Origin of the sequence: Haladaptatus sp. SPP-AMP-3 (assembly GCF_049568665.1) — an archaeon.
Lineage (GTDB): Archaea > Halobacteriota > Halobacteria > Halobacteriales > Haladaptataceae > Haladaptatus > Haladaptatus paucihalophilus.
In genome coordinates this window covers 799,336-812,566 of the sequence record NZ_CP145897.1, presented here as the reverse complement: position 1 = coordinate 812,566, position 13,231 = coordinate 799,336, and the positions used below count along the sequence as shown (strand labels likewise).

Below are 13,231 nucleotides of genomic sequence, written 5' to 3'. Positions count from 1 at the left end.
ATTGTATAAGTAAATTTGTGAAATAATATCTGAGGGCCCACCCAATCGTTCTTTCTCGGTTCTAACGTGGTCTGAGCGAGTAAATATAACAAAATCGTGTAATTGTTCGTTGTAATTCTCTCGACCGACTGTAAGGTCGGCCTACCGAAAAATAGGGGACGCCTGCAGGTCGGAGCGCATCTCCCACGGTCGGTGGACGCCCGTTTGCCCCTCTCGGCGACCGCAACGCCGCATCAGTCGTCCGCCCGTCCGCCGAGTTCGAACCGCTGAACCTTCCCGCTTGTCGTTCGCGGGAGAGTTCGGACGAACTCGATTTCGCGCGGGTGTTTGTACGCCGCCATCGTCTCCAGGCAGTACTCTCGCAGTCGGTCGGCATTGGGAGTCACACCGGTCGCCGGAACCACGTAGGCGGCGACGGTTTCGCCGCGACGGTCGTCGTGTTTTCCGACGACCACCGCCTCCGCGACGTCGGGATGGTCGTAGAGCGCGTCCTCCACTTCCCCCGGATAGACGTTGTAGCCCGCGGTGACGATGACGTCGGATTTCCGCCCGAGCACTTCGTAGTAGTTGTCCTCGTCGCGGCGCACGATGTCGCCGGTTTTGAAGTAGCCGTCGTCGGTGAACGCCGCGTCGGTCGCCTCCGGCCGCTCGTGGTAGCCCTTCATGACGTGCGGGCCGCGAACGAGCAGTTCCCCCGCCTCTCCGGGAGAGACCATCTCGCCGTCCTCGTCCACGACCGCACAGTCCGTCGCGCGAAACGGTTGCCCGATGGTGCCCGGACGCGGCCCGAACGTCGCGTTGATTCCGGCGTGCGTGCCGCCACCCGTCTCGGTCAGCCCGTAGGCTTCGAACAGTTCGACCCCGACGCCGTTCTCGAACGTTTCCTGGACCGGCGTGGGCATCGTCGCGCCGCCCTCCATCGACTCCGCCAGACTCGACAGGTCGTACTCGCCGAAGGAGTCGTGTTCGACGATATCCACGTACATCGCGGCGACCGCGCCGAACTTCGTGATTCGCTTCGACTCGATGGTCGCCATGGCAGCCTCGGGGTCCCAGGACTCGGAATCGCGGAGGAAGACGCTCGCTCCGCGAACGAGGGGTTGCCACGTCCGGTTGACGAACCCGGCGATGTGCGACAGCGGAAGGACCGACAGAAACCGCTCCTCGTCGGCGTCGAGGGCGGTTCGCTCGAAGCCCATGAACGACTGCGCCCGGAGGTTCCGGTGGGTGAGCAGGACGCCCTTCGGGGTCCCCGTCGTACCGCTGGTGTAGGGTTGCATGGCGACGTCGCCGTCGGTTCGTTCGGCGACGAACGGCTCGCCGTCCACGTCCGCGAACGCGCGGTCCGCGTCCGCAGTTCCGTCTTCGTCCTCTCCATCCCAATCCCCGCGACCGATGACCACCGGGTCCGTTTCGACCCCTCGTATCGCGTCCGCGGCCGTCTCGCGGAGCGATCCGTCCACCACGACGGCCTTGGCGTCGCTGTCGTCCAGACGATAGGCGACTTCTCGGGTTCGATACTGCGGGTTCATCGGGACGAACGGCGTCCCCACTTTGAGCGCGCCGAGGGCCGCGATAACGAACTCGGGGCAGTTGGGGAGAAAGAGCGCGATTCGGTCGCCCGGACGGAGCCCGAGGGCCTGCAATCCGCCCGCGAATCGAGCGGACCGGTCCCGGAGTTCGGCGTGCGTGTACCGTTTCCCGTCCGTTTCGAGCGCGAGCTTTTCAGCGTGACACTCCGCGGTTTCGTCGTACAGTCGCGCGACGTTCCCCGACCGTGCCGCGACCGAAAACGAGTCGGCTTCCATGCGAACACGCCCGCGACACGCCGGGAAAAGTACGGAGCATCGTTCATCGGAACCCCCGGCAAACGGACGACTTACGCCACCTCTTCCGAGAAAGCAGGAGTTCCGTACCTCGCTCCCGCGAGCGAAGCGTCCGCCTACGCGAGTGAACGACCGTCCCGATTTACGTCGGCCGCAGTCGTCCACTGCCCGATGGCCGACGAGATGGCAGACCCCGACGCGAGAGAGAGCGGGTCGTACGTCGTCCGGCAGTACGACCCCGACGACCGATCGGGTGTGCTGGCGCTGTACGAGACCGTGTTCGGCGACCGCCGCGGGCGCGGCGAGTGGTTCGACTGGAAGTTTGACGACAACCCCTACCTGTCACACGTTCCGATTTGCGTCGCGGAACGCGACGGGGAAGTCGTGGGTGCACGCCCGAGCCTTCCGATTCCGCTCTCCGTCGGCGGAACGCGCGAACTCGCGCTCGTGCAGGTGGACCCGATGGTCCACCCCGACCATCGCCGCCAGGGACTGTTCACCCGCATGGCGAAACACGTCTACGACTACTACGGCCCGCGGGAGCCGTCCATCGTCGTCGGATTCCCGAACGAGGCGGTGAAGGCCGGACTGGAGAAGTTGGCGGACAAGCTCTCACTCCGGGACGGCGTTCTGACGAACTTCACCGAACACCACCGCGTGCAGAACCCGCAGGCGCTGAGCGATTCGCCGGTTGCGAGCGCCGCACTCCCGGCGATTCGAGGGTACCTCGCGGGGCGCGACCGGATGACGTCGAGAGCCCCGGATTCCGTCATCGACCGCTACGACGACCTCCGTCCGGCCATGCTCGCCGACATCGCCGCCACACAGCGCACCGCGAGCGCCCACGCCGTCCGCGACGAGACGTTCCTCGCGTGGCGCTTCCTGAACCCTCGCTACGAGTACACGACCTACGTATATCGCGGCGAGTACGGCCCGGTCGCCGTGGTCGTCGGCGAACAACGAAAAACGGACCAAACCATCGTCCACCTCTCGGACGTGCTTCCGGTCGCGGGCGGAACGGCACGGGAACGGGCGCTCTCCGCGCTCCTCGGGCGAATCATCGACGAACACCTGGACGCCGACGTGATCGTCGCCGCGGGAACCACGCTTCCGCGGTCGCTCCTCGCCGACCACGGATTTCTGCCGACCGACCGTTTCCCCCTCTCCCGATTGACCTCGGAGTACTGGTTCTCGGCGCGCCCCATCGACGGGTCGGGTGGAGACTGGACCGTCAACGGTCGTCGATTGGCCGAAGAAGGAAATTGGAATCTCTCGTTCTGTGAACTGGAAGTCGGATGACGCCGAAGGGTTCGTGGTTTTCCCGGTTGCTCACGGGTCACAGTCGTTCCGCTCACTTCGCTCGCTTCACTTCCTGATTCAAACTCTCCACAAATCCGCTTCGCTCATCGTGAAGTTTTTCGAAAAGGAAGCCGGTGGAGGGATTTGAACCCTCGGCCTATTCCTTACGAAGGAATCGCTCTAGCCAGTCTGAGCTACACCGGCACACTCGCGTATGCTCGTGTCCCGTACCCGACGTCGCTACGCTCCGTCGGACACCTGCACGGGGCTTCCAACTGCATTACAACGTAGACACCACGGAGTGCATAAGGGTTGCGAAATGGCCGCGGGCACCGGTGTTAATTCATCACGAACTACCGCGTCAATCGAACGTCCAGACAGACGTTGAGTTCGTGCGGCGCGTAGGACCGCACCGTCTGCCGCGTTTCGACCGAGACGTCGTATTCCGGTTCCGCCGCCGCGCGAATCGCCGCTTCTCCGGGACCGAACGAGTCGTCCTCGTGTTGAATGTCGTAGTAGTGGACGACGCACTCGTCGCCCGCGAGGGAGACGGCGGTGTCGAGGAACTCGTCCGCGCTGTGCGGGAGGTTCATGACGAGGCGGTCGGCCCAGTTCTCGTACTCCGTCGCCGTCTCCCGAACGTCGCCGCAAATCGCCGTCACGCGGTCTTCGACCCCGTTCCGGCGGGCGTTCTCGTTGAGGTAGTCGATCGCCACATCGTTCACGTCCGCGCCGACGACCGTCGCGCCGCGCGTTGCGAACGGAATCACGAACGGCCCCACGCCCGCGAACATGTCGAAGGCGCGTTCGTCCGGTTCCACCTGCTCCGCGACGCGGTGGCGTTCCGTGGCGAGTCGGGGGGAGAAGTAGACCCGCGCGACGTCCAGGAGGAACTCACAGCCGTACTCTCGGTGGACGGTTTCGGTTCCGTTCCCTGCCAGCACGTCCCAGTCGCGCACGCGGGTCTGACCCTTGACCTTCGATGCGCGGTTGAGCACCGTCTCGACCGGGAGGGCCGAGGCGACTACCGCGTCGGCGACTTCGGTCGCCAGTTCGGGGTCGTCCTCGTCGATGAGGACGATTTCACCCAGTCGCTCGTAGCTCGGTTCGAAGCCGAGGATGTCGGCGGGCATCTGCTGTGTCGTCCGCGTCGGGAGGTCGCGGGTGACGACCTCGAACGTCGGTGGAATCGCGTCTGGATCGGTGACGGGGATGTACAGCCACCCGTCTTCGACGACGATCTTCACCTCGTCCACGATCAAATCCGACTCGGCGAGTTCGCGGCGCGCCGCCTCCCCCTCTTCCCGTTCGACGCGCACGCAAGGCACTTCCATACGTCATCGTTACCGGAAGCGGGCGTTAACGCTGACGCTTCGGGTCGCGGCGAGGGGACGGCCCTGTCGGATCAACGAACAGTTTCGAGTTGCAAACGGCCACTCCCCCAACCGCCGGTTGACAACATATCGCAAGGTAATCGGCTCTCCACCGTGGGAGTTCGCCGGGGAACTGCCGATTTCCTATCGCAACCGTCCATTCCCTATCTAGTAAACGTCGGCCCCGAATCGGGTGCCGCCGGGGAGTCGAACCGTTCGAGCCGTCGTAGCTGTCGGATGGCGTAGCTGAACGATTCGAAACGGAGTCGTCGGTTTATTCTCGGCGTCGGAGTACCGTGGCTTGGTTCCAATCAGGGACCGGTGGAGAACCATGACACAACGACTACAGCAACCGGAGACACAAGAACTCGACGTCGGCCAGCAGTCACAGTCACAACGGTATCGACCGATGGGTCAGCAGTACCAGCAAGGGACACGACAGCCACAGACGGAACAGTCCGAACGACAACCGAGTCGGCAACCGATGCAACAACAACACCGGCAACCGATGCAACAACAGCCGATGCAACAACAACCGACGCGACAACAGCCGATGCAACAGCAACCGATGCAACAACAGCACCGGCAGGCCAGCCAGTTAGGGCAGCAGATTCGGCAGCGATACGAAGAATCGGTTCCCAGTGAGGTTCGCATCGCCGTGGACGACTTGGAGAAGGTCTCGACCACGGCCGAGTGGGCCAAAGTGAAGGCGGTTCAACGCGGACTGCCTCGCGTCGCAAACGTCTGTGACGATATTCAAGAACTCGCGGAGTTACAGAAGAAACTCATCATCCGACAGTCACCCGTCAGTCACACCATCGGGCAATGCTCCGTGCAAGCCATCCAAGAGGGCCTACAGGAGCTTCAACAGCACATTGATGAACCCGAAGTACAGGCCACCATCGAGAACGCCAAACAGTCGCTCGGCACCATCGAGAAGGGACTCTCTGCGCTCCAAACCACCGGTACCCAACAATCCGGTCAGCACGGTCAGCAGGTCGGCGGAGAGCAGTTCGGTCAGCAGACCGGCCAGCGGTTCGGCCAGCAGTACGGAACACAGGAAACGGGCCAGGGAATCGGATCGCAATCGATGGAGCACCTCCCGAGTCAGCCTTACTGAGCCGACGCGATGAGCCACTGAATTTTTCGAACGGCGTACTTCGCGCGCTTTAACCGGCCGGAACACGGAGAGCGCACATGCTCACCTTCATCGGACTCGGCCTGTACGACGAGCGTTCGATCACCGTCGAGGGCCGCGACGCCATCGCCGACGCCGACCGCGTGTTCGCCGAATTCTACACCAGCAAGCTCATCGGAGCGGACGTGACCGACCTCGAAGCGTTTCACGACACGGACATCCAGGTTCGAGACCGCGCTGGCGTCGAACAGCATCCGGACGACATTCTCGCCGCCGCCGAGTCGGTCGACGCCGCATTCCTCACCGCCGGTGACACCATGATTTCGACGACGCACGTCGACCTTCGACTCCGGGCCGAAGACCGCGGTATCGACACCCGCGTGGTTCACGCACCAACCGCCGAGTCCGCCGCGAGCGGACTCACCGGCTTGCAGAACTACCGCTTCGGGAAAGCGACCACGCTGCCGTTCGAGTACGCCCACGGAGCGGACGGACTTCCAGCGAGCGTGACCGACGTGCTAGACGACAACCGCGAACGCGGCCTGCACACGCTCGTCTACCTCGATATCAAGGTCGGCTGGAATCCGAGAAAAGAATCGGAAACCGTGGACGACGAGTACATGACCGCGAGCCACGCGGCGGAATTGCTCGCCGACGGATACGACGACGTGCTCGCCGTCGTCGTCGCGCGCGCCGGAAGCCCCGACCCGCTGGTCGAAGCCGACCGACTCTCGGAACTCGCGGAGCGTGATTTCGGCGACCCGCTCCATCTGCTCGTCGTCCCGGGCGACCTCCACCACATCGAAGCCGACGCGCTCGAATCGCTCGCCGACGCGCCGAGCGACCTGCTCGACGTCGTATAGAACGGTCTTTTTCTCGATTTTTCGGCGGTCGATAGCGCCGCCGCTCACGGGTCGAGTGCGCGAAAAATGAAGGCGGTTTCGTCAGTCGAAATCAGACTCGGTGTCCGATTTAGTTCTCTCGGCGGAGCGCGAGGAGCGCGGCCGCGAGGAGTGCAACGACGGAGATAGCGACGCCGAATCCGGGCTGACCGTCGTCGTTCGAGGTCGTGGATTCTTCCGACGAGGTCGTCGTCTTGGACGAGGACGAGGTCGTCGTCTCCGAGGACGAGGTCGTCGTCTCCGAGGACGAGGTCGTCGTCGTCGTGGTCGTCGTCGTCGTGGTCGTCGTCGTCGTGGTCGTCGTACCAGCGTTCTGGTTCAGCATGCCGTCGACCGATCCCGTGTGGTCGCCAGCGATTGCTTTGACGCTGAACTCGGTGCCGTTGTCGTACTTGCTGAAGTCGAACATCGCCGAGAATTCGCCGTTTTCGCCGACCGTGAGGTCAGGCTGGTTCTCGAAGAAGGCACCGGAGCTGGCTTGCAGGGTGACCGTGGTACCGGGCGCGAGGTTGGTCGTACCCGAGATGGTCTGGTTGTCAGCGGGAGCGACGGAGACGTCGTCGCCACCGTTCACTTCGACAGTGGCCTCTTCGACCGAGAACGAAGTCTTGACGGTCTGGTCGTCGTCCGGCGAGACGCCGTAATTTTCTGCAACCTTGAAGGTCGCTTTCCAGTCGCCCTTGACGTTGCTTTCCGAGATGCCACCGTTGTCAGCGAGTTTGGACGTGTCGACGACGGCGTAGAGCGTCTGGTTGTCGCTGTCCGAGATGAGCGAGACACCGTCGGCCGTCGTGTTGAATTTGACAGCATCCTTGTTCTGTTCGGGGTTCTGCTCGACGAAGGTGAGCGAGAGACCCTGGATGTTCGTGAGGTCCTCTCCGTTGTTGAGCGTGTCAACAGCGCCGAAGATGCCGTTGGTGTCCTTCACTTGGACGACAACGTGGTCACCGTAGGCGACGCTGCTACGCTGGGTAGCGAGGGCCGTCAGTTCCGTTGCGTTGTCCGCACCGTCGAGGTCGTTGGGTGCGATCCACGTCTGTGCGTTGCCAGTGTGGCGCGAGGAAACCGAAAGCGCGGAAGCGCCGTCCGGGGTGCCGTCGCCGTTGGCGTCGACGCGGAGTCGGTAGATGTCGTTACCGGTCACTGCGAGGGGCTTGTCGAGACCGCCGCTTGCGGGCGTGACCCACGAAGGCGTGACCGTGTCACCGCTACCGTCGCCGTAGATGACTTCGCTAGCGGTGCCGCTGGTCGTCTTGTACGTGTTCACGTAGAACACGACCTGACCGTCGTTGGCGTCATCGGAGCCGTCCTTGACGTAGACGGACATGTTGAAGTTCGAGTCGTCGCTGCCGACCTGAACCGTCGCGTCGTTCGTGTTCTGGAGGTCAACCGTCACCGGAACGACGTCACCGCGCGCGACGCTGTAGGACGTTTCGCCGAAGGAGGCGCTGACGTCGCCAGCGTTTTTGACGGTGACTTCGAAGGTCTGGCTCGCGGTCGTGTCGTTCACGTGGAGCGTGATGTTGTACGTACCAGCGTCGACACCAGTGAAGTCGAGCTTGTTCTTGTCACCATCGTCGCTGTAGGTGCCGACGTTTTTCTTCGTGTCTTCGCCGAACGCCTCATCGGACGTGGCGTAGACGTCGAAGTCGTTACGGTTGGCGTGGTCGAGCGTGAAGGTGAGCTTGGAGTCCGAACCGTCGTTCTTCACAGTGTCGTCGCTAGCGCTCATGTCGAGCGACTGTTCGACGACCTGGAACTTCTGTTCGTGGCTACCTTCGACGAGACGGTATCGACCCTCGAGGTTGGCGGTGTCGAACGTGATGTTTCCGCCGCTGTCCGAGGTGTATTCGTCCTCGTACGTCCAACCATCGCCGTCTTTGATTTCGAGCGTTACATCCGTGCTACTGTTGAAACCAGTAGCATTGACTGTCTGGCCCTGGAAGATCGGCGAATCCGTGCCAATCGTCGCGTCGGGCGAGCTGGCCGCAGCAGCCGAGCCCGCGAACGCCATGGTGCCGGCGAAGACCGACAGCACGAGCATCGCGGTCAGCGCGAGGCTGCGAACCTTTGTATTGTTTCCTGTCATGCTTTCTCGTTAGTTGTTTCTCGTACGGCGACAGTTTCTTTCCCACGACCGTATAGACATTTCGTCCAACCCGTATCGAACGGGGAGGGAAGTGGTACTCCATCTGCCACCATGGGTAGGGGTACAGGAAGAACGTTAGTCCATTATTATAAATGCTTTGTGGTCTGGTAATCGGCCGTTACGGACTCACGCGCCCTAATTCGGACAATATGGGCAGTACTAGAGTTTCCATGAAATGGTAACGGAACCGACCAATGACGGCGTTCGGCTCCCGTCCGAGTTATGACAATGAGGGATTAATGAGATGGTTCATCATTCCACTCTTTAAGTAGGGTTGACAAACCAAACTGAACGAAAACATGACTCTGTGACGATTATGAATGAAAACTGTGACTGAATATTTAGTTATATATTCGGAATGCGCAGGTGTTCTGCGGCTGGATCGCCCCTCCGAGAAAAAAATCGCATTCGGCCTCGAACCGCTCAGTTCTGCTCGATAATCTCGATTTCGTGGCCGTCTTGGTCCTTGGTGAACGCGTACCTGTCGTCGCACGATTCGGGGTCGCGGTAGTCGTCCGCCTCGCGCTCCAGCAGGGTTTCCCACGTGTCGTGGAGGTCGTCGGCGCGCACAGCGAGGTGACCCCACGCGTCGCCCAGCTCGTAGGACCGGCCGTCGTAGTTGTAGGTGAGTTCGACCGCCATCGCCTCTCGGTCGGCGTCCTCTGGTTTCATGAAGTAGTTGGCGAACGTGTCCGACTCCCAGCGACCGGTGTGTTCGTATTCGAACTTGCGCGTCCAGAAGCCGAGCGCCTCGTCGGCGTCCTCGACGCGAATCATCGTGTGGTCGATGCTCCACTTCTCGCCGTAGTCGCGCTTTACGATCTCGATTTCGTGTCCGTCGGGGTCCTTGACGAAGGCGTACCGTCCACCGCACGACTCGGGGTCGCGGTAGTCCTCGACGCCCTCGTCCATCAGTTGTTGGTACGACGATTCGAGTTCGTCCTCCGGGACGCGCACCGCGATGTGCCCCCACGCGTTGCCCAGCTCGTACGACCGGTCGTCGTGGTTGTACGTGAGTTCGAGGACGGCACCCTCGTCGTGGACGTTCTCCGGTCCTAGGTAGACGTTCGTGAACGTGTCCGCCTCCCAGCGGCCCTTCTCCTCGTACCCGAGGTGCGTCTCGTACCAGTCGAGCGATTCGTCCAAATCCTCTACGCGCATCATCACGTGATCGAATGTCCCGCTCATACGTCCGAAACCACCCGCTCCGAAGCGAAAAGGGTACCGCTCGCGGAAAGTGGATAGGAGAAAAATGAATACAGAATAATCGAACACCGCACGCACGAACGCCGCACGCATATGCGTAACGCGTGCGAACTACTCTATTATTCTTCCGAGGTCGGACCAGTAAAACCACCACGCACACAGCAGGAGACAGACCGGCCCGAGCGGAGCGACCAACCCGGACCGATGAACGAACCGGAGCGAGAATCCCACGTGCGTCACACCGGCGAACACGAGCAGCCAACCGGTTACCCGTCGGTCCTCGAACCCCCCGGCGAACGAACTCAAAACGGCGAGGAGATAGAGGCACACGCTGAGCGGCCACGCGAGGAGTTGCCGTGGCAAGCCGGACGTGAGGACGAACAGGTAATCGGGAAGCGTCGTAACGTGGTAAGTCGTCGGGTTCAGGAGCCCCCACGGAAAGACCAGCGTGGTCCCGCCGGGCGCGACGAGGACCGTCCACGGGACGAAAAACAGCGCGAGAAGGGCGAGTCGTCGACGCCATTCCGGAGCGAGATGGGTGGAAGGGACGGCGGGGGTCACTTTCGAAGGATGAGTCGGAGCACGTCCTCGTCCGCGAGTTCGTGTTCCATTCCGACCTGCTGTTCGTCGTGTTTCGCGCTCGGGCCGCTGACGCGAGCGAACCGGAAGCGTTGCTCCATCTCGCCGCCGAGGTGGTGACAAGCGTCCTTGATGGTGCTCCCTTTCGGGAGGACGAGCGGTTCCTCGTAATCGACGCCCCGACCCGGCTTGTCCATGTATATCCGCATCAGGCCGAGTTCGTTCCAGATTTTCTCCCGCAGCGCGTCGAGTCCCTTCTCCTTTTCCGCGCTGATGAACACGGCCTCGTCGGGGTCGATGTCGTGGTCGCGCAGTTGCCCGCGGACTTTTTCCGCGTAGTCGTGTTCGATGAGGTCCACCTTGTTCACCGACACCATCGACGGGATGTAGACGCGGTTGTCCATGATGCCGTCGATGAGACGGTCGATATCCACCTTCTCGCGGAGGGTGACGTTCGCGTTCACGTACCCGTGCTCGCGGAGGACCTCCTTGATGACGTCCTCGGAAATGTCCTGTTCGGCGCTGGAGGTCACCCGAATTCCGCCGCGACCCTTTTTCGCGATGGAGATACTGGGTGGGGTGGAATCCAGTCGAATCTTGTTCTCGTACAGCTCCTCTCGAAGCCGTTCGTACTGGTCGATTTCGAAGACAGAGAGGACGAAGACCACGAGGTCCGCGGCGCGAACGACGGAGAGGACCTCCTGCCCCCCGCCGCGTCCGTGGGCAGCACCCTCGATGAGGCCGGGAACGTCGAGGAGTTGGATGTTCGCACCGTTGTACTGCAACATCCCCGGGTTCACGTTGAGGGTCGTGAACTCGTACGCGCCGACTTCGCTCTCCGCCGCGGTGAGCGAGTTCAACAGCGTCGATTTCCCCACGCTCGGGAACCCGACGAACGCGACGGTCGCATCGCCCGTCTTCTCGACGGCGTATCCCTCTCCGCCACCGGCGGAGGACTGGTTCTGTAGCTTCTCCTTTTTCTCCGCGAGTTTCGCCTTCAGCCGACCGATGTGGCTCTCGGTGGACTTGTTGTACGGCGTGTCCGAGATTTCCTCGCGGAGTGCTTCGATTTCCTCCTCCAGTCCCATTAGCAACACGTCGGCCGTGGCCGCCGAAAAGCTTGTTCCTTCTCGTCAGGTGGATTTTGTCGTCAGATTCGACACGTTAATAGGTTGGGCCTCGCCAAATCACACGTAGGTATATGCCGAATCCCGCTCATCTCCGCGATAGCACGCAGATAATCCTCCACCGGGAGTCACTCTGCGGGATTCGGAGCGAACTCGAAGGGAAGTTCACGCTGACCATCGTCCCGCTGGACGACGAACGCTACCGACTCATCGGGAGTCCCGTCGAGATAAAGAACGCGAGCCAATTTTTGGGACGACACGGCGTAAGTTTGCCGTAGCCGAGTTGTCGATGTCCTCGTTTTCGCGGCCGATTCCCGAGTGAACGGTTGACATTCTCGACGCCGGTATCCACCGTTCGGCAACGCCGGAAAAGAAAATCCTTAAAACTCCAGCGAGATTTCGGTTACGTATGGTAGATACGATTGAAGTACTCGTCCCCGGCGGACAGGCCAATCCCGGCCCACCACTCGGCCCGGAACTCGGCCCGACCGCGGTCAACGTGCAGGAAGTCGTCAACGAGATCAACGAGCAGACGGCGGCGTTCGACGGGACGGAGGTCCCCGTCACCGTCTTCGTCGAGGACGACGGTGGTTTCAGCCTCGAAATCGGTGTTCCGCCGACGGCGGCGCTCATCAAGGACGAGGCCGGATTCGAGACGGGGAGCGGCGAACCCCAGAAAGATTTCGTCGCCGACCTCTCGATAGACCAAGTGAAGAAAATCGCGGAGCAGAAGAAACCCGACCTCCTCGCCTACGACACGAAGAACGCGGCGAAGGAAGTCGTCGGAACGTGCGCCTCGCTCGGCGTCACCATCGAGGGAGACGACGCACGCGAGTTCAAGGCCAAGGTAGACGACGGCGAGTACGACGACGCCCTCTCCGCGTAACTCGGTTTTTCTTCCCTATACCAACAACAGTATCGCCGAGTAGCAACCGGCACCGACGGCGAACGCCCAGAAGCGACTGCGGCGTTCTTCCGGCAGTTCCTCCTTGATGACGTTGAGGATGACTCCCCCTGCGAGGAACGCGAAGAGGGTGTTCACGACGGCTTCGTCCACGTGGGTGTTGATGCCGATGCCCCACCCGGCTACGACGGCGATGGCGAGTACCCACCGACCGATTCGGTCGTACGTCTCCCGATGGTGGTCCCGAAAGCCGTAATCGTTGACGACGAAGTGCAGCCCCATCGCGGTCGCGTACAAGGCTAACCCAACGGCGCCTGGCTGTTCCCGGTGAACGAGTAAGTAGCCGATGAGCGCGTTGTACGCCGTGAACGCCCCGATGTGAATCCAGAAGATACTCGCGTTCGTATCCGATCGTACGTCCGCGTTGCGACCGGATTCCCGCGCGAGGCGCTCTAACCCGTAAAACAGCGCGAATCCGACGAGCGCGACGAGATAGACGTGACGTTCGAGAAATCCGGCGAGGAGCGGCACCGATTGGAGTATCGTGCCCCCTTCGAGTTCGGGAAGGACGTGGACGAAGACGTACGCGACCGACGCACCGCCGGCCATCGAGAGCCAGTAGCTCCGCGGAATCACCCGAAACGACCGGACGTGTCCCGCGCTCACGTGAACGGCCGCGAGCGCGAGCGCCACGACACCGGTGAGCGGCGTCATCGTCACCATCGTTG

At 61.9% G+C, this 13,231-nt stretch carries 12 protein-coding genes and 1 tRNA gene; 5 read left to right on the top strand and 8 right to left on the bottom strand.

The annotated features are described in order from the left end of the window. Positions 1–233: 233 nt before the first annotated feature. The gene (locus V5735_RS04830) at positions 234–1,808 is read right to left on the bottom strand and encodes a class I adenylate-forming enzyme family protein (RefSeq protein ID WP_423745318.1); all 1,575 of its coding nucleotides are present in this window, start codon (positions 1,806–1,808) and stop codon (positions 234–236) included. A gap of 189 nt (positions 1,809–1,997) precedes the next feature. Between V5735_RS04830 and V5735_RS04825 the strand changes: the two genes are divergently transcribed. After that, positions 1,998–3,125 carry a GNAT family N-acetyltransferase gene (locus tag V5735_RS04825; protein WP_423745317.1) on the top strand — a complete coding sequence of 376 codons (1,128 nt, stop codon included), beginning with the start codon at positions 1,998–2,000 and terminating at the stop codon, positions 3,123–3,125. A gap of 129 nt (positions 3,126–3,254) precedes the next feature. On the opposite strand, the gene V5735_RS04820 is transcribed toward V5735_RS04825, so the two are convergent. Next, positions 3,255–3,329: transfer RNA gene (locus V5735_RS04820), tRNA-Thr, on the bottom strand. 149 nt (positions 3,330–3,478) lie between these two features. Further along, positions 3,479–4,459 (bottom strand): class I SAM-dependent methyltransferase, encoded by a 981-nt coding sequence (locus tag V5735_RS04815; RefSeq protein ID WP_423745316.1) that lies wholly within the window; start codon positions 4,457–4,459, stop codon positions 3,479–3,481. A gap of 370 nt (positions 4,460–4,829) precedes the next feature. On the opposite strand from V5735_RS04815, the gene V5735_RS04810 reads away from it, so the two are divergent. Both V5735_RS04810 and dph5 read left to right on the top strand, forming a co-directional pair. Beyond that, entirely contained in the window at positions 4,830–5,618 is a 789-nt protein-coding gene (locus V5735_RS04810) for a hypothetical protein (RefSeq protein ID WP_423745315.1), read from the top strand. A 77-nt stretch (positions 5,619–5,695) separates the two neighbouring features. After that, entirely contained in the window at positions 5,696–6,499 is an 804-nt protein-coding gene (gene dph5, locus V5735_RS04805) for a diphthine synthase (protein ID WP_423745314.1), read from the top strand. A 109-nt stretch (positions 6,500–6,608) separates the two neighbouring features. On the opposite strand, the gene V5735_RS04800 is transcribed toward dph5, so the two are convergent. From V5735_RS04800 to V5735_RS04785, 4 genes are all read right to left on the bottom strand, one after another. Beyond that, the gene (locus V5735_RS04800; protein ID WP_423745313.1) at positions 6,609–8,627 is read right to left on the bottom strand and encodes a BGTF surface domain-containing protein; all 2,019 of its coding nucleotides are present in this window, start codon (positions 8,625–8,627) and stop codon (positions 6,609–6,611) included. 483 nt (positions 8,628–9,110) lie between these two features. After that, entirely contained in the window at positions 9,111–9,875 is a 765-nt protein-coding gene (locus V5735_RS04795) for a VOC family protein (RefSeq protein ID WP_423745312.1), read from the bottom strand. A 129-nt stretch (positions 9,876–10,004) separates the two neighbouring features. Further along, complete coding sequence (locus tag V5735_RS04790; RefSeq protein ID WP_423745311.1) at positions 10,005–10,454, bottom strand: TIGR04206 family protein; 450 nt, start codon at positions 10,452–10,454, stop codon at positions 10,005–10,007. Beyond that, positions 10,451–11,560 carry an OBG GTPase family GTP-binding protein gene (locus V5735_RS04785; protein ID WP_069449849.1) on the bottom strand — a complete coding sequence of 370 codons (1,110 nt, stop codon included), beginning with the start codon at positions 11,558–11,560 and terminating at the stop codon, positions 10,451–10,453. The genes V5735_RS04790 and V5735_RS04785 overlap by 4 nt, the downstream gene beginning before the upstream one ends. A gap of 113 nt (positions 11,561–11,673) precedes the next feature. Here V5735_RS04785 and V5735_RS04780 point away from each other — a divergent pair, with 113 nt between their 5' ends. Both V5735_RS04780 and V5735_RS04775 read left to right on the top strand, forming a co-directional pair. Beyond that, complete coding sequence (locus V5735_RS04780; RefSeq protein WP_423745310.1) at positions 11,674–11,877, top strand: hypothetical protein; 204 nt, start codon at positions 11,674–11,676, stop codon at positions 11,875–11,877. Positions 11,878–12,008: 131 nt separating this feature from the next. After that, on the top strand, positions 12,009–12,485 hold the full coding sequence (locus V5735_RS04775; RefSeq protein WP_423745309.1) for a 50S ribosomal protein L11: 477 nt from the start codon (positions 12,009–12,011) through the stop codon (positions 12,483–12,485). Positions 12,486–12,500: 15 nt separating this feature from the next. On the opposite strand, the gene V5735_RS04770 is transcribed toward V5735_RS04775, so the two are convergent. Next, positions 12,501–13,226: a hypothetical protein gene (locus V5735_RS04770; protein WP_423745308.1), complete on the bottom strand. Its 726-nt coding sequence runs from the start codon at positions 13,224–13,226 to the stop codon at positions 12,501–12,503. Positions 13,227–13,231 lie beyond the last annotated feature (5 nt).